Origin of the sequence: Actinocorallia longicatena, from assembly GCF_039534125.1 — a bacterium.
Taxonomy (GTDB): domain Bacteria; phylum Actinomycetota; class Actinomycetes; order Streptosporangiales; family Streptosporangiaceae; genus Actinocorallia; species Actinocorallia longicatena.
In genome coordinates this window covers 197,934-217,957 of record NZ_BAAAUV010000010.1, presented here as the reverse complement: position 1 = coordinate 217,957, position 20,024 = coordinate 197,934, and the positions used below count along the sequence as shown (strand labels likewise).

The following is a 20,024-nucleotide window of genomic DNA, read 5'->3' as shown; positions in this document are numbered from 1 at the left end:
GGCGCCGGGCACGGAACCGAGACGGCGTGGAGGAAACACGATGGCGCACTTCCCGAAGCCTCCTGAGGGAAGCTGGACCGAGCACTTCCCCGAGCTCGGCACGGATCCGGTCAGCTTCGAGGACTCCATCTCACCGGAGCACTACGAGCGGGAACGCGAAGCGATCTTCCGGCGGACCTGGCTGAACATCGGACGCGTCGAGCAGCTCACCGCCGGGGAAGGCCGTCTGGCCAAGCACATCCACGCCGTGGGCGCCGAGGTGACCGTCTACCGGGACGCCCACGGAGACATCCGGGCCTTCACCGGCGGCAGCCGCGGCATCAGGCGTCCGGTCACCGACGTGCGGTGCGAGACCTGGGAGGGGTTCGTCTTCGTCAATTTCAGCGACGACGATCCGACGCCGTTGCGCGACTACCTCGGCCGGTTCGCCCACGGCCTGGAGGGCTACCCGTTCGACCGGCTGACCGAGGTGTACCAGTACCGGGCCGAGGTCGGCAGCAACTGGAAGCTGTACATCGACGCGTTCGCCGAGTTCTACCACGCGCCGATCCTGCACGCGAAGCAGTACGTGGGCGGAGAGTCGAAAAAGTTGCAGGGCTTCGGGTACGAGTCGCTCCACTACGACCTCGACGGCCCGCACTCCATGCAGTCCGCCTGGGGCGGAATGGCCCCGCCCAAGGACCTCTCGATGGTCAAGCCGATCGAACGCGCCCTGCGCAGCGGGAACTTCGGTCCTTGGGACCGTCCTGACATCCCCGGCCTCGACCCGCTGCCGCCCGGACTCAACCCCGCCCGCCACCGTTCCTGGGGTCTGGATTCCTACGTCTTCTTCCCCAACTTCATGCTCGTGGTCTGGGCCCCCGGCTGGTACCTCACCTATCACTACTGGCCGACGGCCTACGACCAGCACATCTTCGAGGGCACCCTCTACTTCGCACCGGCCAGAAGCGCCCGTGACCGGATCCGTCAGGAGCTCGCCGCGGTGACCTTCAAGGAGTTCGGGCTCCAGGACTGCAACACCCTGGAAGCCACCCAGAAGATGCTCGAGACCCGCGCCGTCACCCGCTTCCCGCTGAACGACCAGGAAATCCTCATCCGCCACCTCCACAAGTCCGCCGGCGACCACGTCGCCGCCTTCGAGGCACGGGTATGACCGGCCACAAACGCACCGCCGTCGTCACCGGCGGCGGCTCGGGAATCGGCCTCGCCATCGCCGACCGTCTCGCCGTCGACGGGCATCGCGTCGCCGTCTTCGACCTCGACCCCTCAGGTTTCCCGGACGGCTACACCGTGGACGTCACCGACCGCGACCAGGTCGACCATGCCCTCACCGAGGTCCGCTGGGCCTTCGGCCCCGTGACGATCCTGGTGAACTCCGCGGGCCAGGAAGGCTACAAACGCTTCACCAACCTCTCCTTCGACACCTGGAACAGGGTGATCGATGTCAACCTCAACAGTGTCTTCCACTGCGTCCAGGCGGTCCTTCCCGACATGATCGGCGAGGGGTGGGGCCGGATCATCAATATCTCCTCCTCCAGCACCCACTCCGGCCAGCCCTACATGAGCCACTACGTGGCGGCCAAATCCGCGGTCAACGGCCTCACGAAATCCCTCGCCCTTGAATACGGACCCGCCGGGATCACGGTGAACGCCGTCCCACCAGGTTTCATCGACACTCCCATGCTGCGCCGTTCGGAGTCCCGCGGGCTGCTCGGCAGAACGATCGGCGACCACATCCAGGAAACCCCGGTCCGCAGAGCCGGGCGCCCCGAGGACATTGCCGCCACCTGCTCCTTCCTTGCGTCCGAGGACGCCGGCTACATCACCGGCCAGATCATCGGCGTCAACGGCGGCCGCAGCACCTGAGCCGAAGCCTCGTGAGGATGCGTGGTCCAAGCGCTTGCCAGCCGTGGTGCGGATTCCAGCCCTTGACCACGGTGCCCTGCAGACGATCTCGACTGAAGCGCCCCGGCCATCCGAGTTGCGGCAGCGAGCGGTCCGCATGGTCGCCGAGGTCCGTTCGAACTACGAGACCGAGTCTGCTGCTATGGGCGCGGTCGCGGAGAAGCTGGGGATCTGGTCGCGGGAGACCATGCGGAACTGAGTGCGTCAGGCTGAGTCTGAACTACACACAAGCCCTAGTGGACCAGGACTTTCTGCTCTTCGGTCGCGGGCTCGGTGGTGCTGGTGCCGCGCAGGGCCAGCAGGGCGACGAGCAGGCCCGTCGCGGCGAGGCCTGTGGAGATCGCGAAGGCGAGGTGGAAACCGCCGACGAGGGCTTCACCGGTACCGCGGCCCTTTTCGGTGAGGTCGGTGGTGTGGGTGGCGGCCAGGGAGGCGAGTGAGGCGAGGCCGAGTGCTCCGCCGACCTGCTGGACGGTGTTGAGCAGGCCCGAGGCCGCTCCGGAGTCCTCTGGACGCGCGCTGGCCATGGCCAGGCCGGCGATGTTGGGGAAGACCACGCCGAGCCCCGCGCCCATGATGATCATTGAGGGCAGGACGTCGACGACGAACGAGCCGCCGACCGGGATGCGCACGAACAGCAGGTTGCCGACCACGACCATGACCAGACCGGCGACGATCACCGGGTAGGCGCCGAACCTGGCCGCCAGCCTCCCGGCGAACGACAGCGAGAAGGCACCGATCATGACGGTGATCGGAAGGAAGCCCGCCCCGGTCTCGAACTCGCTGAACCCCAGAACGTTCTGCAGGTACAGGGCCACGAAGAACTGGAACCCGAACATCGGTGCCACCATGAAGAACATCGTCAGGTTCGCGGCGGACAGGACCCTGGAGCGGAACAGCCGCAGGGGGAGGAGCGGGGTGCGGGCCATCGCCTGGCGGGTGATGAACAGGCCGAGCAGGATGATCGACAGTGCGCCGAGGCTCAGCGTGCGGGTGGAGCCCCAGCCGTTGTCGGCGGCCTTGACGATCGTGTAGACGCCCAGCATCAGTGCGGCCGTGACCAGGATCGCGCCCGGGATGTCGGCACCGGTGCGCAACCCCAGCCCCCGCGAGGGATTGAGCACCCGCAGCGCCGGGATCACGATCGCGATCCCGATCGGGATGTTCACGAAGAAGATCCAGTGCCAGCTCAGGGTCTCGGTGAGCACCCCGCCGGCGAAGACGCCGATGGAGGCGCCGCCCGAGGCGACGAAGCTGAAGATGCCCAGGGCGCGGGCGCGCTCGCCCGGCTCGGTGAACATCGTGAAGATCATTCCTAGGCTGACCGCCGAGGTCAGCGCGCCGCCCGCACCCTGCAGGAACCGCGCGCCGATCAGCATCCACTGCTCCGTGGCGAGCCCGCAGAGGAGGGAGGCGATCGTGAAGACCGTCAGGCCCGTCAGGAAGACGCGCTTGCCGCCGACGAGGTCGCCCATGCGTCCGGCCAGCAGGAGCAGTCCGCCGAAGGCGATCAGGTAGGCGTTGACGACCCAGGCGAGGCCGGCCTGGCTGAAGTCGAGGTCGGTCTGGATGGCGGGAAGTGCCACGTTCACGATGGTCGCGTCGAGCACGATCATCAGCATGCCCGTGCACAGGACGAGCAGGGCCAGCCAGCGATTCCGGTCCGAGGTCTCCGGAGCGGAAGCCTGGGGGGCGTGCTTGAAGGGATCCGTCATGAGAAGGACCATACCAGATTGTCTAGATCTGGACGATCTACTTCTAGATGAACTGTGGGTCTACTTCGCGTTGCGGCGGCGTACCGTCCGGTCGCAGGCGGCGGTGGTGGCCAGGCGGTTCTCCGAGAGCCGGTGCAGCGCCGAGAGGAACGCCTCGCGCTCTCCGGCCGGGAGGGTGCCGAGGACGTCCTCGTGGATGCCTGCGACGATCTGCTTGCCCTGCTCGACCTTGTCGCGGCCCGCGTCGGTGATCTTGACGATCCTGGCCCGGCGGTCGGTGGGCGAGGGGTGGCGCTCGGCGAGACCCTGGCGCTCCAGGTCGTCCAGGGTGACGACCATGGTCGTCTTGTCGAGGTCGCAGCGTTCGGCGAGCTGGATCTGGGTGAGTTCGGAGTCCATCGCGGTGGACAGGACGCAGAACCCGCGCGGCATGACGCCGAGGGATTCCATCGCCGCGGTGAGCTCGGTGTTGAGCACATGGGCGGCGTGGCCGAGCAGGAAGGTCAGATCGGTCACCGGCGACTGGACACTCGTCATGCCCAGAGGCTATCAAAAGGTCCGCAGATAGATAATCCCGCTACAGGACTATTCCGTTCCCTCGTCCTGGACTCTATGACCATGGCCCGCTCAGTGGCTACCGTGAGGTGGTGGACACGTCCGGGGTACGTGACGAGGTGGCCGAAATGGTCGACCTCGGTCTGGCCATCGCCGAACCGGTCCGGGGCCTGGCCAGGGACTCGGTGGTCGAGGTCGCGAGGGCGGGCCTGGAATGGGCCCTGGAGCTGCCCGTGGTGAAGGGCCAGGTGGAACAGGCCGCGCAGTACGCCGCCCAGCGGGTCGCGACCTCGCTGGCCGAGCGGGCGGTCGCCGACATCGTGGCCGCCGCCGAGGCCAACGTGGTCACCTCGACCGCGCTCGGCGTCACCACCACGGTCTGGGACGTCGCGGGTCAGGCCGCAGGCCATCCGCTGTCACGGGCCGCACGCCGTTTCGCCATGCGCAACCCGCTGGCCCGCGCGACGACCTCCACCTGGGTGGGGCTGACCGAGCGCGCGGTGCGGACCTCGCTGGCCCAGGCGGCCACCAACGTCGCCCTCGACTCGGTCGTCGACGTGGTCGCCGACGTCGTGATGGACGTGGTGCTCGAGGTCGGCCCCGAGCTGGCCGTCGAGATCGGCGAGCGGGCCGCCCGGCAGGCCGCCCGCGACATGGCCGCAGCCTCCGCCGCCCGGCTCTCCCGCTTCGGCCTGGCCGCAAGCCCCCCGGTCCGCCGGGCAGGCGCGATGACGTCCGGGATCGCCGGGCTGGTCCAGCGGAGCGGGCTCCCCGACGCCGCGGGCAGAGGCGTCCTCACCCTGGCCGCCCGCGCCGCGAAGACCGACCTCGGCACGGCCCTGGGGGCCATGGTCGAGGACACGGCCCGCGCGGTCCTGCGCGAACGGATGAAGGACACCGCCAGAGACTCGGTCCGTCTCGCCTGGGGCCGCGCGGTCGACGGCCTCCTCGGCGGCCGGCCGGTGGAGCCGCTCCCCTCCGACGCCAGGACCGTGGCCGCCCGCAGGATCGGCGAAGTGATCGCCGAGAACCGCTACAGCGACGCCGCCAAGGGCGTCGCGGTCAAGGTCACCTTCCGCATGGCCCCCAGCGCCGTCCCGAAGATCGCTGTGAGCGCCGTCCGCAGCACCGGCACCCGCGCCCTCCGCTTCCTCTGAGTCATGCCGGACCGTCAGGTACCTGTTTCAGGCGGGGATCGGCTTGGCGTCGGCCACGCGGAGCTTGCCCGCGGTGGCGGTCATGAGGACGGTCATGACGGTGACGATCACGAAGGAGAGGGAGAGGGAGGTGATGGAGGCGAGGCCGCCGATGATCGCGGGGGCGACGAGGAGGCAGGAGTAGGTGATGGTCGCGACTCCCGCGACGCCCTGGCCCGCGTTGGCCGCCGCCTTGCCCGCGGCGGCGAAGGCCAGGGGGACGACCACGGCGATGCCCAGGCCGATGAGGCCGAAACCGATGATCGCCGGCAACGGTGTGCGGGCGAGGACGACCAGGACGCCGCCGACGATGGAGAGGAAGCCGCCGATGCGGACCGTCCTGACCGCGCCGAGCCTGGAGACGACGGCGTCGCCGGCCAGCCTGCTGGCGGCCATCATCAGGGCGAACGCAGTGTAGGCCGAGGCGGACACGCCCGCACCCGCGTGCGCGACGTCCTTCAGGTAGACCGCGCACCAGTCGGCCGCGGCACCCTCGGCGAAGACCGCGCAGAAGCTGACGAAGCCGATGCCCAGCACGGCCTTGCCGGGCAGCGCGAAGTGCGGCGGCTCCTCCACGTCCTCGGCCGCCCGCGACTCCGGCAGCCAGAACCCGATCACGTATCCGGCGGCGACCAGCACCGCTGCGGCGATCGGCAGATGGATCCGGGCGTCGAGGTCCGCGTGGGCCGCGAGGGTGCCCGCGGCGGCGCCGAGGAGCCCGCCCACGCTCCACATGCCGTGCAGGCCCGACATGATCGAACGGCCGAGCGCCTGCTCGACCTCGACGCCCTGGGCGTTCATGGCGACGTCGCAGCTTCCGGCCGTCGCGCCGAACAGCAGCAGGCAGAACCAGAGGGTCAGCAGGTTCGGAGCGAACGGGACCAGCGCGAGTACGAGGCAGAACAGGGCGGCGAACACCCGGGTGGCGGTCCGGCCGCCGATCCGGTGGATCAGCCGTCCGACCATGGGCATCGCCAGGATCGATCCCATCGCCGGGGCGAGCAGGGCCAGCCCGAGCCCGCCCGCGCTGGCATGGACATGGTCCTTGATCCATGGAATGCGGGTGGCGAAGGTCCCCGCCGCCGCCCCGTGAACCGTGAAGATCGCCGCCACTGCCAGCCGAGCCCGCCCGATGTGATGCATTACGCAACCTTATTTCGGTCGCGATACTTTCTTCAAGGCGTAAATGAAGGGGGTGGACGCTCGAGGTGTCTCAACCGGCCCGGACGACACGCACAGCGGTTCGCCGCCTTCACCGGGGGTGACCTTGCCTTACGATCTGTTGATCATGAGGTCGGTGGGCAGAGAACTCCTTCGCGGGCGGGGACGGCTGGCGGCCGTCGCCGGTTCGGCGGTCCTGATCCTGCTGCCGGGGTCGGTGGCGCTTCCCGCGGCGGCGGAGCCCAGTGCTCCGTTCGCGGCGTTCCAGTACGGGACGAACGGGTGCATCGAGGTCGGTGTGCGGGCGGGCCAGCCGAAGCCGAACGTGGTGCCGGACGGGTACGACGTGCTCTCGGGCTACCCGTCGTTCGGCTACGACACCGGCGGATACACGATGACGAGCGGAACGAACTCCTGCCGCTACAACTTCTACGACAAGAACCCGAGGACCGATCCGTCGGCGGTGGTCATCGGGTCGGGATACTGCCTGCAGTGGGCGGCGGGCCAGCTCTCAGGGACCGGCTACGATCCCGAGCCCGGGGACGGCACGGTCCGCAACGCCGGATACGTGCAGCGCATCCTGCGGGACTACTGGCCCGCGCAGCCGGCTCCCGAGGTCCCCGGCACGACCGCCAAGTTGATCAACGCCCAGCGGTCGGGGACGGTCGCGATGGCCGTCCACTACTTCACCGACGGCATCGTGATGCCGCCGGACTACCAGACCCCCGCCCTGTACGCCGCGGTCAAGTCCATCGTCGACCAGGTCCTGGCCGCAGGGCCGCTCCCGGCGCCCGCCGACCCGACCCCGGAGATCACCGGTCCCAACGGCGGGCGGACGGGCGACCTCGTCGGCCCGTACACGATCGGCGGAAACGCCTCCGGGCCGGTGACCCTGACCGTCGAGGGGGCGGACGCCTTCACCGACGCCGCGGGCACCGTCCCGTTCGCCAGTGGCTCGGCCCTGCCCGCGGGCGGCCAGGTCTGGCTGCGGTCGGCCACCGCGCGGCAGGTCTCCCTCCAGGTGAGCGGCCCGGTCGTCGCCGGTCTCGGCACCCTCATGGTCGGCGACCCGGCGGCGCGCGTGCAGTCGATGGCGCTCACCGAGCCGATCACCCTGACCGGCAAGGCAGCCAAGCGGGTGTCGATCGACCCGCTCGACCCGCCCCGCATGACCAGCCAGGTGGCCGCACCCCTGATCGAGGCCGGGCACACCACGTCCGACACGGTCCGCATCGCGGGGCTGACCGGCCCCGGGACGCTCACGAGCACCCTGTACGGTCCCGTGGCACCGGGCGGCGCAGGCTGCGCCGGAGCGGACTGGGCTGATGTGCCGGCGCTGCCCGTCACCCGTGCGTTCGATCCCGTCGGGGTATCGGGCGACAGCGATGTCACCACCGAGCCCGTGCTCCTCGACCGGATCGGCTGCTACTCCTACGGCACCGTCCTCGCCGTCCCCTCCGCGGACCCCGTCACGATTCCGCCGGGAACCGCCGCCGAGACGCTCCGGGTGGTGCCCCAGCCCGTTCCGCCGCCCTTCACCGTCACCACCAGGGCTTCTCGCCGGGTGGTCACCGCCGGAGAGGCCGTCACCGACAGCGTGACGGTGAAGGGCCTGATCCCCGGCCGCACCATGAGGATCGTCTCGACGCTGTACGGGCCCGTCGCACCCGACGGCGACGGCCGCTGCGCCGATGTCGACTGGACGGCCACCGGGCTGCCGGTCGCGGCGCGGTTCCCCACCGCCACCCTCACCACCGGCACCACGATCACCACCCCGCCGACCCGGCTCCGCGAGGCCGGCTGCTACTCCTACGACGCCGTCGTCACCCACGACCAGCTCACCGGCGGCCAGGTACCCGTGGGGCACGGACGGGGCCTGCCCGTCGAGACCATCCAGGCCGACGCCCCGTTGAAGATCGCCAAAGGCCTGACGCCCGCCCACCCCCGCTTCGGCGGAAGCGCGCGTTACACCCTGAAGATCACCAACCCCGGTCCCACCCGATCCAGCGCCAAGGTCACCGACGACCTGACCGGAGTCCTCGACGACGGCCGCTACCGCGGCGACCTCCACGCCTCCTCCGGCACCGTCGGCTACCGGAAGCCCACCCTGACCTGGTCCGGAACCGTGCCGCCCCGTGAGAGCGTCACCATCACCTACTCCCTGCGCCTGGACCGCCGGGGCGGCGACCGGATCCTGCGCAACAAGGTCACCGGACCGGCCACCTCCAACTGCCGCCCCGGCGGTCACGATCCCGGCTGCGGACGTCCCGTTCGGATCCTTCCGCGGCGGGACTGCCGTTCCACGGCCGCACGATGCCGGCCAGGGCCCTGGGGTGAGGGCGCCATGCTCTCCGACGGTGGTCAGACGTCGCGGGAGTGGTAGCCCGACAGGTGGGAGCCGGTGCCGGAGGAAGGGCCGGTGATCGGTTCGAGGTTCCAGGCGATGACGCGGCGCGGACGAAGGTGCAGGGTCTCCCGGTCGAAGGCCGGGTGCAGCGGCGGGTCCAGGAGAACGATCTCGGCGATGCCGCGCAGCTCGATTCCGCGGCCCGTCTGGCCGAGCGCGTTGGGCGTCGGGGACTGGTCGTCGATGACGAGGGAGACCCGGGGGTCGGCCAGCACGTTCCTGTACTTGCGGCTCCTGGTCAGCTCCGGGCCGCCGATCCGCACGGTCTCGGTCGCGGGGTCGAACCAGACCGCGACGGGTTGAAGGTGGGGAGACCCATCGGGGGCCAGGGTCGCGAGACGGCCGAGCCCATGGTCGGCGAGGTAGGCGCGCTCTCCAGCGGTGAAGATCATGGTGTCAGTCTGAGACTTGAACATTGCTTGAAGTCAAGCCCGTCCGCGGGGACATGTAGATGAATAATCCGCCAATATCTGGGCATTCGGGATGGGCCCCGCAAGCTCGCATCACTCGAGGAGCGACCCCTTGTCGACCGATTCCCACCCCGCACCCGCCGACAAGGAGAGTCCGGCCGAACGGGCCGACCGTAACTTCGTGGAGTTCCTGCAGGGGATCCGCGTCGCGGTCACCGGCGTGCAGGTCCTGTTCGCCTTCCTGCTGACCGTGCCGTTCTCGCCGGGGTTCGCCAGGGTCCCCGACAGCGACCGGAACATGTACTACGTCGCACTGGTGTCCGCGGCGATCGCCTCGATGTTCTTCATCGCCCCCGTGGCCCAGCACCGCATCCTCTTCCGCCAGGGACTGAAGGAGTCCCTGGTCAAGAGGGCCAACCTCTACGGGCTGATCGGTGCCTTCGCCCTGGCGGTCTCCATGACCTCCGCCACCTGGCTGGTCGTGGACTACCTCTTCGACGGTCTCCTGCCCGTCATCACCGCGATCGGCAGCGTCCTGCTGGCCACCTGGCTCTGGTTCGTCGAGCCGCTGATCCACCGCTCCAACGGGCCCGACGAACACTGACGAACGTCCTGCGCGACGGCTCAGCCGGGCCGCTGCGCGGCGGCGGCGCACAGGCCGCCGTCGACCAGGAGGTCGATGCCGTTGAGGAAACCGGCCTCGTCCGAGAGGGCGAAGCCGGCGACGGCGGCGACCTCCTCGGCCGTGCCCTGGCGGCCGAGCGGGGTCATCCGCACCATCTCCCGCATCCGGGGGTTGCCGGCCGCCTCCTGACGGCCCTGCGGTGTGTCGATGATGCCCGGCGAGATCGAGCAGATGCGGGCGCCGAGCGGACCGAGCCGTACCGATTCCCGCCGGACGAAGCGGTGGACGCCGCGTTTGGCCCAGGCGTAGGCGAGCCCCGGCTGTTCGAGGGACGGGCCCAGGACCCGGTGGAGGGCGTCGAGGAAGCCGTCGGCGAGCGGGTCGTCCAGGATCTCGTCCACGGCCGGGTCGGCGAGGCCGGCGATCAGCGGCGCCATCGAGGCGAAGCAGACCGTCGCGGTGCCGGCGGTGGACAGCGGCCTGAGGGTCTCGGCCAGCCGTGCGGTCGCGACGAGGTCGACCGTGATGATCCGCCGCCAGTCGGCCATCGTGGGGGAGATCCCGGCGGCGTGGGCGACGGCCCGGAGCGTGCCGAGTTCGGCGGTCCGCGCGGCCAGGCGGGCGAGGCCCTCGTCGTCGGTGACATCGAGGACGAACGGCTCGACCACCGCGCCCGACCACTCGGTCAGGTCCTCGGCCACGGTGTTGACGGCGCCGGCGTCCCGGTCGACGAGCAGCAGGACGTCCACCAGCCCGGTCAGCCGTTTGGCGCACTCCAAACCCATGCCGCGCCCCGCCCCGGTCGCTATGCCCACGGTCGTCATCGGCCGGTCCCCTCTCCCGCGTTCCAGACCCGCTCGAGTCCCGGCTGGGCGAGCCGGGTGACCAGTTCGACGCGGAAGCCGGTCGCGGCGCTGCGGAGGAAGGCGAAGTGCAGCCCGCCGCCCGGTGCCGGACGGGTCGCCTCGGTCACGAATCCGTGCCCGGTGAGCTCGGCGACGTCGGCGGCCACGTCGTCGGACCAGTAACCGACGTGGTGGATGCCGTACGCGGCCTCCCAGAGGGTACCCGGAACGCTCCGGACGACCTCCAGCCGCGGCACGCTCAGCGAGTAGGAGCATCTGAGCTCGAGATCGACGTCGCCGCCGGGGAGCCGCACCTGGAGGGGGCCGCCGATCTCGGGACCCCACGTGTAACCGAACAGGGTCGCGAACTCCTCTTTCGCCCCGTCGGCGTCATCGACGACGAAGCCGATGTGGAACTGGTCCTCGGGTCTCATGACGCGGCCACCGGCCTGAGCTTGCCGAAGTCCCAGCTGACGGTCTTCTCCGGCACCAGGCGGAGCCAGGCGTGCCTGCCGTCGTAGCGGAAGTCGCCGCCACCGGCGTACTTGTCGGCGAAGAGCCGTTCGGGGGCGACGAGCTGCTCGACGGGCTCGCCGGTGCGCGGCGTCTCCCCGATGATCTGCGCGCCGCCCTGGAGCTCGACTCCGCGCAGCGCCAGGAAGTCGGTGCCGCCGTCGTCGACGATCACGCTGACGCGGGGGTCGCGGTCCAGGTCCGACCATCGCCTGCTGCGGACGAGGGAGTTCAGCCACAGGGCCGTCCCGTCCCACACGAACCACAGGGCGCTGGCGTGCGGGCTGCCGGTCGGCCCGACGGTCGCGACCCTGCAGATCGGCTGGGACCGCAGGAAGGCGTCCCGCTCGGGGTCGGTCATCGCCATCGCCCTGCCTCGGCGTTGTCCGGTCATGAACCCTCCAGATGGTTTCCGTTCAGGGGATTCCTCCGTCCACCCGCAGCGTGGAGCCACTGGTGTAGGTGGAGGCGTCGGAGATCAGGTAGAGGAGCGCGCCGGTCAGCTCGTCCGGTGTGCCGATCCGGCGCAGGGCGTGGCCGCGGACGCCTTCGGAGAGGCGTTCGGGATCCCAGTGCCGGGTCGCCGCGGTGTGGAACGGCCCGGCCATCAGGGTGTTGACCCTGACCTTGGGGCCCAGAGCCAGGGCCAGCCCCTCGGTGAGGGCGTTGAGTCCGGCCTTGGCGGCGGCGTAGGGGACGATCGCGGGCCCGGGACGGATCGAGCCGGTCGAACTGACGTTGACGATCGCACCCCCGCCCGCCGCGGCCATCCGTTCCCCGGCCAGCACCGACAACCGGAACGGCCCCTTCAGGTTCAGGTTGACCACGACGTCGAACAGCTTCTCGGTGACCGCGTCGAGCGAGTCGTACTCCGGGGAGATGCCCGCGTTGTTGACCAGCGCGTCCAACCGGCCGAACCGGTCGTAGACCGCGTCGACGAGCCCGGGAAGCTCGTCCCAGCGGCCGACGTGGACCCGATGGGCCATCGCGGCGACGCCGGTGGCCTCCGTGATCTCACGGGCCGCGGCGGCGCAGGCGTCCAGGTCGCGGCTGGCGACGACGACATGCGCCCCGCAGCGCGCGGCGGCGAACGCCATCTCCCGGCCCAGCCCGCGGCTGCCTCCGGTGATCAGTACGACCCGGCCGCTCAGATCGAACAGCTCGTCGGCGAATCCCATGTCCGTCCACCCCTCCAACCGATGCGCGAAAGAATAGCATTCTTCCTTAGGAGAACGTCAATCTCCGCACGTGAGCGGTGGGGTTTTCAGCCGAGGACGATCTGGCTGAGGGAGCCTCCGGTCAGGTCGGGAAGGGGGAACTGCTGCTGCGGCAGCGCACCGGAGACGGGGGAGATGTCGAGGGCTCGGTGGACGGCGACGACCTGGCCGCCGGGGGAGTAGGCGTATCCGTGCAGGGGGATGCCGCCGGCGACCTCGGGCCCGCGGTCCCCGGTGAAGTCGCGCAGGACCACCGACGTGCCGTAGCCGTGGCCCGGGACGATGCCCAGCGGGTGATGGGTGCCGCGGAGGGTCAGCGTGGTCCCGGTCAGGGCGAGAACGTCGATGCGCTCGGCATCCGGACGGCCCACGGCCAGGAGGCCGCCGCCGATCGACAGCGCCCCCGCCGTGCCGGGACGGACGGAGCGGGCCACCGGCCGGGCAGCCTTCGCGAATCCCTTCCGGGTACCCCGCCAGATGACGATCCTGGTGTTGTTCTCGGTGGCCAGCGCGATCTCGGCGCGCCGGTCGCCGCTCAGATCGCCGACCGCCAGCAGCCCCGTGGCCTGCTTCGTCGCGACGGTCACGGGCCTGCGCAGGCCCTTGGACGAGCCGGGGAGGACGCTGATCCGGCCGGGCGACCTGGTCTGCATGTCCTTGCGGCGGTACCAGTTCAGGACGAGGTCGTCGCGGCCGTCGCCGTTGAAGTCACCGGCGGCGGCCGAGTTGACGTAGGCCTTGGCGTCGCCCCTGGGCAGGGCGGAGCGCTTGCGGCTCTTCCAGAAGCCCCTGCCGCCGCGGTAGACCCAGGAACGTCCGCCGAAGACCTCGGCGGAGTACAGGTCGGCGTAGCCGTCGTGGTCGAAGTCGCCGGCGGCGATCGCGAAGCCGAACTTGCTCCAGGCGGCCTTGCGAGGCCCGTGCAGGACGACCGGCTGGGCGCCGAGGCCGGTCGCGGTGCCCCGGAAGAGGTAGACCGAACCACGGCCCGCCTTGTCGTCGATGCCGCCGACGGCCAGGTCGGCGCGGCCGTCGGCGTCGAAGTCGCCCGAGGCGAGGACACGGCCGAAGCCCTGCCACAGGCCGCCGGTGTTCACGGAGGCGGGCCCGGTGATGATCCTCGGTGAGGAGAGCCCGCCCCGGCCCCCCTTGAGCACCGCGATCGCGCCCCGGCCGGCGGAGTTCGTGTCGTCGGGGAAGCGGAAGGTCGGGATCCCGGCGACCAGATCCCTGATCCCGTCGCCGTCGAAGTCCCACGCGACGGCCGGACGCGGCTTCGCCTCTGCCGCACCGCCCGTCGCGGTGACCGTACCGGCCGCCAGCACGGCGGCCATTCCTGCGCGAACATGCCTCATGACGGGCTCCCTCGACGTGGTGGCAGGGGAGACGGTCGAAGCTCGCGTTCGGTTCGTGAACGGAGGATGAACTTCTCAGAAGTGCTCGTACGCCGCGCAGCCGACGCGCATCAGCACGTCGTTGCGCAGGCTCTCATCGGTGCGCGTGCTGAGCCCGAGGCGGACGATGCGTCCGTCGCGGGGATGCCAGGGGCGGCCGGGTGAGGTGCTTCCAAGGAGGCGGCCGAAGGCGTCGATGGCCGGCTTCCACAGGTTCGGCCACTGACGGCCAGGACCGACGACGAAGCCGATGTGCAGGTCGAGCGGCCCGTCGGGAAGAACATGAGCCTCGGCGAGCGCGTGGTGGATCTGTTCCTTGAAGGCGGTCGTGCCGGAGGAGGCGGTGGTGCGGACGTCGAAGGTGTGCGGCCAGGCGCCGTCCGGGGCGGGAAGCGCCGGTGCGACGGTCAGGTGGGAGCCGGAACCGTGCCGTTTGACGCCCCACACCGACACGAAGCCCCGGCCGCTGGTCCTGGTCAGCCGGGTCACGAGCGGGAACAGGTAGTTGTCCAGGTCGTGCTGGTCGAGCAGCGGGGTGGTCTCGGGGAGGCCGATGTCCAGCCGGAGGGCGAGCGGATCCGGCAGCCGGGCGATCCCGGGACCGCACGCCTTGACGGCCTCGCCGAGGAACTCCTCCAGGCGCACCTGGCTCGGATGGGCGGCCGAGTCCCAGCTCGCGAGCCGCGGCTCGACGGTGAGCCGCGGCCCGGCCCGCTCCGGCAGAGCGTACAGCGGCATCGTCGCGTCCATGAGGCGGACGATATCCCCTGGCATTGGTGGAACGGCCGGGTTCAGGCAGAGGGCGGCAGGCTCATGAGCGGGGGCAGCCCGCCCAGGTGGGGTTGGTGGAGGTGGGTGGCGTGCCGGTGGTGGAGATTGGCGGTGGGCAGGGACTCGAAGGAACGCTGAGGGTCGAGATAGGTGAAGAAGCCGGTGAGCAGGCGGGTGACGTCGGGCTGGGGACGGACCACCAGGCGGACGAACTGGCTGGTCATCCCCAGCTTGTTGCCGCACTCGCGGACGAAGACGCCCTGCTTGAACATGTGGTCGCGCAGCTGGACGCCGTCGTGGCCGGTCGGCAGCTTCACCAGCAGGAAGTTGCCCTGCGAGGCGAAGACCGACAGGCCGGGGAGCTGGCTGAGCTGCTGGAACATCAGCCGCCGATCGTCGGCGAGCCGGTGCAGGCTGTCGTGGTACTCGGCCATGTACTTGCGCATCATGAAGACGACGACCTCGGCGAACGCGTTCAGGTTCCACTTGGGCAGCGCGTCCCGGACGCGTCCCGCGAGCGCCGGATTGGCGACCAGATAGCCGAACCGGATGCCGTGGAGCCCGAAGTTCTTGCCCAGGCTCCGCAGGACCACGACGTTCGATCTGATCGAGGCCTCCGCGGCGACCCCGGCGTAGGGCTCGGCGTCCACGAAGTCGCCGAACGACTCGTCGATGATGACCAGATCGAGGTCGGCCAGCAGGTCCATCAGCCGGACGACCTCATGGCGCGGCAGGTACCCGCCGTCGGGGTTGTTCGGGTTGCACACGACCGCCACCCGGGAGCCGCGCTGCCGGATGAACCGCACGTAGTCGTCGACGTCGAGGGCGAAGTTCCGGCTCTCGGCCAGCCGGTACATGTCGACGCGCTTGCCGGTCTCCAGCGGCTGGTCGGTCCACCGCCCGAAGGTCGGGATCGGGATCGCCAGCGACTCGGTGACCAGCAGATGGTCCAGCCAGGTGATCAGCTCGGTCGACCCGTTGCCCATGGCCACCGTCTGGGGGTGCAGTCCCAGGGTCGAGCAGAGCTCGGCGGTGATCGTCTTGGCGTCGCTCGGATAGAACTTGAGCGTCGCCTCGAGGTTCCGTCCCAGCTCCTCCATCATCCCCCGGGTCGGAAAGTAGGGATTGCACGGGATGCAGAAGTCCACCGGAGCGGGATTCTCACCCCCGGCGCGCACCAGCTCGAAGTACGAGGGACTGTGCGCCTGAGCCCTGAGCAGCTCCATCGAGTACCTCCTGTGCGTAGCGGGCGTTGACACCCGCTCCTACGCACAGGCCGCCTCGCCCGGTTCACGCGCCCGCCGCCGTGTGGTCTCCGGCGGCGGGCGCGTGCACCCGTTCCCGGGCTACTTCACCTCACGGAGCCGGCCGGTCTCGACCTCGTAGACGAAGCCGCGGATCTGGTCGGTGTGCGGGATGAAGGGGTCGGCCTTGATGCGGGCAATCGACTGGCGGACGTCCTCGTCGAGGTCGGAGAACGCCTCGGCGGACCAGTCGGGCTTGATGCCGGTCTCCTCCTGGACGGCCCCCTTGAAGGCGTCGTCGGTGAAGGTCAGCATCCCGCAGTCGGTGTGGTGGATGAGGATGATCTCGAGGGTGCCCAGGAGCCGCTGGCTGATGGCGAGGCTGCGGCGCTCGCCCGCGGTGATCACGCCTCCGGCGTTGCGGATGACGTGGGCGTCGCCCTCGGACAGGCCGAGGACGCCGTAGGGGTTGAGCCGGGCGTCCATGCAGGCCACGACGGCGACCCGCTTGGCCGGCGGCAGCGGCAGATCGCCCTTGTCGAAGCTCTCCGCGTAGCGCTCGGCGTTGGCCAGAAGCTCGTCGGTGACACTCATCGTCTCTCCCTCACCTTATTTCCTGTAATCCCTACTCTAGTTGTAGAGATTGCCCCTTGTCGCGCCCCTCGGCGGTCGTCCGGCCGGGGCGGCGTTTTCGTGGAGCTGCTTCAGGCGAGATCGACGGTATTTCAGATATTATCGACTTACTTAGTGGGTATTGAACGGAGGCAGAACATGACGGCTCAGCTCACCGAGCAGGACGTCGACCGGTTCGCCAGTGACTGGCGGACCTGGCACCGCGAGCACGAGGAGCGCCTGGCCGACCCGCACGGCTTCCTCGCCGTCACCGGGCTGCACTGGCTGTCGGAGGAACCTCGGCGCTTCCCCGACGCCCCCGGCACCTGGACCACCGGCCCCGACGGTGTCGCCGTCGTCCTGGCCGAGGGCGAGGAACTGGTCGTGGACGGCGCCGCGATCCACGGCGAGCACCGGTTCGGGCCGATCCCCGAGCGGGGCGGCGTCCTGGCGGTCTGGGGCGACGCGGTGATCGAGGTCGCCAAGCGCGGTGGCAACGACATCGTCCGGCCCCGCCACCCCGGCCACCCGCTGCGCACCGGATTCCGCGGCACCCCCGCCTACGAGCCCGACGCCCGCTGGGCCGTACCCGGGCGCTACATCGCCTTCCCCGAACCGCGACCGACCACCGTCGGCGCCGCGGTCGAGGGTCTCCAGCACGTCTACGACGCCCCGGGCCGGATCGAGTTCGAGCTGGACGGCCGCCGCCTCAGCCTGACGGCCTTCAACGGCCACGCCCCCGGAACCCTGTCGGTGCTGTTCACCGACGAGACCTCCGGCGTCACCACCTACGCGGCCAACCGGGCGCTGCAGATCGACGCCCCCGGCCCCGGCGGCGAGGTCGTGGTCGACTTCAACCGCGCCGCGAACCTGCCGTGCGCCTACACCGACTTCGCCACCTGCCCGTTGCCGCCCGCCGAGAACCGGCTGCCGGTCGTGGTCGAGGCGGGGGAGAAGATCCCCCACGAGCGCGGCTGACGATGATCCGCACCCTCTCCTTCCTGACGCCCGGCAACTACCCGGACGACGATCCCCACACCGGTCTCGAGGACACGCTCAGGCTGTTCGAGTTCGGCGAATCCGAGGGCTTCGACGGCGCGTGGATCCGGCAGCGGCATCTGGAGCACGGGGTCTCCTCGGCGGCGGTCTTCCTGGCCGCCGCCGGGCAGCGGACCTCGCGCATCGATCTCGGCACCGCGGTCATCCCGATCGGCTACGAGAACCCCTTCCGCCTGGCCGAGGACCTCGCGACGGTCGACGTGCTGTCCCGGGGCCGCCTCCAGGCCGGTTTCAGCACCGGAATGCCCCACGCCGACCTGCTCGGCGATCTCGTCCACGACGGCGACTGGCGGGACTACGACCTGTCCTACGGCAGGATCGCGCGGCTGGCGGAGCATCTGCGCGGCGGCTACCTCGGCGGGCCCGACACGGTCATCCACTCCCCGGGCAACGTCCAGCGGCCGCGCCTCCAGCCGCACAGCCCGGGCCTGCCAGGACGGCTCTGGTACGGCGGCGGCAGCCTCCGCTCGGTGCGCTGGGCCGCCGGCGAGGGCCTCAACCTCCTCACCGGCAACATCGTGCAGGGGGAGGAGACCGACGACTTCGTCACCGCCCAGCTCCAGCAGATCACCGAGTACCGGGCGCTGGCCTCTCCCGGGCATCCCGCCAGGGTCGCCCTCGGCCGGGTGGTCGTTCCGCTGGACGGCGCCGACCGGGCCGCCCGCGCCCGCTACAGGGAGTACGCGGCGTCGCGGCACGAGCGCACGCTCAGACCGCAGCGGATGGGGGAACGATCCATCCTGTTCGCCCCCGACCTCGTCGGCACCGCCGCGGAGATCGCCGAACGGCTCCATGCCGACGCGGCGGTGGCGGCCGTCACGGAACTGCGCCTCGAACTGCCCTACGAGTTCGACCGGCGGGACTACACGCAGATCCTGCACGACGTCCGCCATCTCGTCGCGCCCGCGCTGGGCTGGAGCCCCGCCGCTCCGGCCGTCGCGGTCTGACGGCCGGAGCGGGGACGGTCAGGCCGGGACCGTCCCCGGGACCTGGGCCAGCTCGAAGGACATGGTCCTGCGCAGCCGGAACCCCAGCGTCTCGTAGAGGCTGATGGCGTTGGCGTTGGTCGCGACGGCGTGCAGGAACGGCCGGTCGCCGCGCTCGGTGATCCCGGCCGCCACCGCCCTGACCAGGCGGCCCGCCAGGCCCTGCCCGCGCAGGCCGGGATCGGTGCACACGGCGCTGATCTCCGTCCAGCCGGGCGGGCGCAGGCGCTCTCCCGCCATGGCCACCAGACGGCCCTCGCGGCGGATCCCCAGGTAGGTGCCCATCGCGATGGTCCGGGGCAGGAACGGTCCCGGCTGGGTCAGTTCGACCAGCGCGAGCATCTCCGGCACGTCCGCCTCGGTCAGCACGACCGCTTCCGGTTCGGGGCGGCCCTCGACGTCCTCGCCGGTCATCTGGACGCCCTCGAACCGCGCCACGATCGCCCAGCCGTCCGGCGGCGTGGTGTCCGAGCCGACGAGCGGGACCGTGCCACCGGGGCCGGTGAACTCGGCGGCGTCGGCCCAGTCGGCGGGCTCCGGCCGGGCCGGGAGCGTCAGGAACGGGGCGACGTCCGGGACGTAGCGGGCGACCCGGCCGCGCCACTCGGCGAGATGGCCGTGCCGCCCGGACAGCGAGGAACGGATCGGGTCGTCGAGCGGATGAAGATGATCGTTCACGCCCTGATCGTAGGCGCTCGGCACGTCGCCCGGCGCGCGGGGGCGGGCCGGTCAGGGTGTCACGGAGCGGCGGCTTCGGGCCTCGCGGAGGGCGTCGGCGCCCGGCCCCGTGAGGTGGGGGAGCGCGGCGTCGCGGCCTGACACCAGGAGGAGCAGGGCCGTGATGGGACCGCGGAGTTCCCGGCCCGTTCCCGCGGTCCAGTCGGTGTCGGTCGCGATCAGGCGGTAGCCGCGCAGCCGCCGCTGGGCGTGGAAGGGGAAGCCGCGGTTCCAGGTGTGCTCGGCGGCGGCGCGGGCCGCCGCGGTGGGCTGGGGCCGGTCGATGCCGAGGGGGATCGCGATGTCCTGGCCGTGGACCAGGACGTCCATGAGGCAGTCGGCGAGCTTCTGCCCGGGGGCCAGATGCCGCGATCCGGACGCCGCGCGCAGTTCGGCGACGAGTTCGCCCGCAGGGCGCAGCGCCTCGCGGCGCGCGGTCCGGTCGACCATGCGGTCGAAGCCGCCGCGGGCCTTGACCGCCTCGACGAGGACGCGTCGCAGGCCCATGCGGGGTCCCAGGCTCAGATGGGCGCCGACCTCGCGGACGGTCCATCCGGCGCAGAGGGAGGGAGTGGCCCACTGGCCGGGCGTCAGCCGGTCGAGAAGGTCGGCGAGACCGGCCCGCTCCTCGTCGATGACCTGCCACATCGCCGCCTCGTCCATGGCGCACCCCCGCTGATTCGGTACGATGT

At 70.7% G+C, this 20,024-nt stretch carries 21 protein-coding genes; 7 read left to right on the top strand and 14 right to left on the bottom strand.

What is annotated here, in order from left to right; translation table 11 throughout:
- Positions 1–40 precede the first annotated feature (40 nt).
- Together ABD785_RS21910 and ABD785_RS21905 are read left to right on the top strand one after the other, a co-directional pair.
- Entirely contained in the window at positions 41–1,153 is a 1,113-nt protein-coding gene (locus ABD785_RS21910) for an RHO alpha subunit C-terminal catalytic domain-containing protein (protein ID WP_344831308.1), read from the top strand.
- The gene (locus ABD785_RS21905; RefSeq protein ID WP_344831306.1) at positions 1,150–1,866 is read left to right on the top strand and encodes an SDR family NAD(P)-dependent oxidoreductase; all 717 of its coding nucleotides are present in this window, start codon (positions 1,150–1,152) and stop codon (positions 1,864–1,866) included. Before ABD785_RS21910 ends, ABD785_RS21905 begins: the two co-directional genes overlap by 4 nt.
- A 272-nt stretch (positions 1,867–2,138) precedes the next feature.
- On the opposite strand, the gene ABD785_RS21900 is transcribed toward ABD785_RS21905, so the two are convergent.
- Positions 2,139–3,620 carry an MFS transporter gene (locus ABD785_RS21900; protein WP_344831304.1) on the bottom strand — a complete coding sequence of 494 codons (1,482 nt, stop codon included), beginning with the start codon at positions 3,618–3,620 and terminating at the stop codon, positions 2,139–2,141.
- Between the two features lie 60 nt (positions 3,621–3,680).
- Positions 3,681–4,157, bottom strand: coding sequence for a MarR family winged helix-turn-helix transcriptional regulator (locus tag ABD785_RS21895; protein WP_344831302.1), 477 nt, complete (start codon positions 4,155–4,157; stop codon positions 3,681–3,683).
- A 146-nt stretch (positions 4,158–4,303) separates the two neighbouring features.
- Between ABD785_RS21895 and ABD785_RS21890 the strand changes: the two genes are divergently transcribed.
- Positions 4,304–5,332 carry a hypothetical protein gene (locus ABD785_RS21890; protein ID WP_344831299.1) on the top strand — a complete coding sequence of 343 codons (1,029 nt, stop codon included), beginning with the start codon at positions 4,304–4,306 and terminating at the stop codon, positions 5,330–5,332.
- 27 nt (positions 5,333–5,359) lie between these two features.
- Here the strand turns inward: ABD785_RS21890 and ABD785_RS21885 are convergent, their stop codons facing one another.
- Positions 5,360–6,514: an MFS transporter gene (locus ABD785_RS21885; RefSeq protein WP_344831297.1), complete on the bottom strand. Its 1,155-nt coding sequence runs from the start codon at positions 6,512–6,514 to the stop codon at positions 5,360–5,362.
- 154 nt (positions 6,515–6,668) lie between these two features.
- On the opposite strand from ABD785_RS21885, the gene ABD785_RS21880 reads away from it, so the two are divergent.
- Positions 6,669–8,915: a DUF7927 domain-containing protein gene (locus ABD785_RS21880; protein WP_344831296.1), complete on the top strand. Its 2,247-nt coding sequence runs from the start codon at positions 6,669–6,671 to the stop codon at positions 8,913–8,915.
- Here ABD785_RS21880 and ABD785_RS21875 read toward each other — a convergent pair.
- The gene (locus ABD785_RS21875) at positions 8,894–9,331 is read right to left on the bottom strand and encodes a PPOX class F420-dependent oxidoreductase (protein WP_344831294.1); all 438 of its coding nucleotides are present in this window, start codon (positions 9,329–9,331) and stop codon (positions 8,894–8,896) included. The two genes, ABD785_RS21880 and ABD785_RS21875, sit on opposite strands and share 22 nt — an antisense overlap.
- Positions 9,332–9,461: 130 nt before the next feature.
- Between ABD785_RS21875 and ABD785_RS21870 the strand changes: the two genes are divergently transcribed.
- On the top strand, positions 9,462–9,953 hold the full coding sequence (locus tag ABD785_RS21870; RefSeq protein ID WP_344831292.1) for a DUF6328 family protein: 492 nt from the start codon (positions 9,462–9,464) through the stop codon (positions 9,951–9,953).
- Positions 9,954–9,973: 20 nt separating this feature from the next.
- Here ABD785_RS21870 and ABD785_RS21865 read toward each other — a convergent pair whose 3' ends face one another.
- The 8 genes from ABD785_RS21865 to ABD785_RS21830 all read right to left on the bottom strand — a co-directional run bounded on the left by ABD785_RS21865 (position 9,974) and on the right by ABD785_RS21830 (position 16,552).
- Positions 9,974–10,798 (bottom strand): SDR family oxidoreductase, encoded by an 825-nt coding sequence (locus tag ABD785_RS21865; protein WP_344831289.1) that lies wholly within the window; start codon positions 10,796–10,798, stop codon positions 9,974–9,976.
- Positions 10,795–11,253, bottom strand: coding sequence for a VOC family protein (locus ABD785_RS21860; protein ID WP_344831287.1), 459 nt, complete (start codon positions 11,251–11,253; stop codon positions 10,795–10,797). The genes ABD785_RS21865 and ABD785_RS21860 overlap by 4 nt, the downstream gene beginning before the upstream one ends.
- Positions 11,250–11,726 (bottom strand): pyridoxamine 5'-phosphate oxidase family protein, encoded by a 477-nt coding sequence (locus tag ABD785_RS21855; RefSeq protein ID WP_344831284.1) that lies wholly within the window; start codon positions 11,724–11,726, stop codon positions 11,250–11,252. The genes ABD785_RS21860 and ABD785_RS21855 overlap by 4 nt, the downstream gene beginning before the upstream one ends.
- A gap of 22 nt (positions 11,727–11,748) precedes the next feature.
- Positions 11,749–12,510 carry an SDR family NAD(P)-dependent oxidoreductase gene (locus ABD785_RS21850; RefSeq protein WP_344831282.1) on the bottom strand — a complete coding sequence of 254 codons (762 nt, stop codon included), beginning with the start codon at positions 12,508–12,510 and terminating at the stop codon, positions 11,749–11,751.
- 86 nt (positions 12,511–12,596) lie between these two features.
- Positions 12,597–13,904, bottom strand: a complete 1,308-nt coding sequence (locus ABD785_RS21845; RefSeq protein ID WP_344831279.1) for an FG-GAP repeat domain-containing protein — start codon at positions 13,902–13,904, stop codon at positions 12,597–12,599.
- Between the two features lie 75 nt (positions 13,905–13,979).
- Complete coding sequence (locus ABD785_RS21840) at positions 13,980–14,693, bottom strand: hypothetical protein (RefSeq protein ID WP_344831277.1); 714 nt, start codon at positions 14,691–14,693, stop codon at positions 13,980–13,982.
- A gap of 41 nt (positions 14,694–14,734) precedes the next feature.
- Positions 14,735–15,940: a pyridoxal phosphate-dependent aminotransferase gene (locus ABD785_RS21835; RefSeq protein WP_344831274.1), complete on the bottom strand. Its 1,206-nt coding sequence runs from the start codon at positions 15,938–15,940 to the stop codon at positions 14,735–14,737.
- A 120-nt stretch (positions 15,941–16,060) separates the two neighbouring features.
- Positions 16,061–16,552 (bottom strand): beta-class carbonic anhydrase, encoded by a 492-nt coding sequence (locus ABD785_RS21830; RefSeq protein ID WP_344831272.1) that lies wholly within the window; start codon positions 16,550–16,552, stop codon positions 16,061–16,063.
- A gap of 177 nt (positions 16,553–16,729) precedes the next feature.
- Here ABD785_RS21830 and ABD785_RS21825 point away from each other — a divergent pair, with 177 nt between their 5' ends.
- Both ABD785_RS21825 and ABD785_RS21820 read left to right on the top strand, forming a co-directional pair.
- The gene (locus ABD785_RS21825) at positions 16,730–17,548 is read left to right on the top strand and encodes a DUF1684 domain-containing protein (protein ID WP_344831270.1); all 819 of its coding nucleotides are present in this window, start codon (positions 16,730–16,732) and stop codon (positions 17,546–17,548) included.
- A gap of 2 nt (positions 17,549–17,550) precedes the next feature.
- The gene (locus ABD785_RS21820) at positions 17,551–18,576 is read left to right on the top strand and encodes an LLM class flavin-dependent oxidoreductase (RefSeq protein WP_344831268.1); all 1,026 of its coding nucleotides are present in this window, start codon (positions 17,551–17,553) and stop codon (positions 18,574–18,576) included.
- An 18-nt stretch (positions 18,577–18,594) separates the two neighbouring features.
- On the opposite strand, the gene ABD785_RS21815 is transcribed toward ABD785_RS21820, so the two are convergent.
- A complete protein-coding gene (locus tag ABD785_RS21815) occupies positions 18,595–19,293 on the bottom strand; it encodes a GNAT family N-acetyltransferase (RefSeq protein WP_344831267.1) in 699 nt (232 codons plus the stop codon).
- 51 nt (positions 19,294–19,344) lie between these two features.
- Positions 19,345–19,995 (bottom strand): maleylpyruvate isomerase family mycothiol-dependent enzyme, encoded by a 651-nt coding sequence (locus ABD785_RS21810; RefSeq protein ID WP_344831264.1) that lies wholly within the window; start codon positions 19,993–19,995, stop codon positions 19,345–19,347.
- Positions 19,996–20,024: the final 29 nt, after the last annotated feature.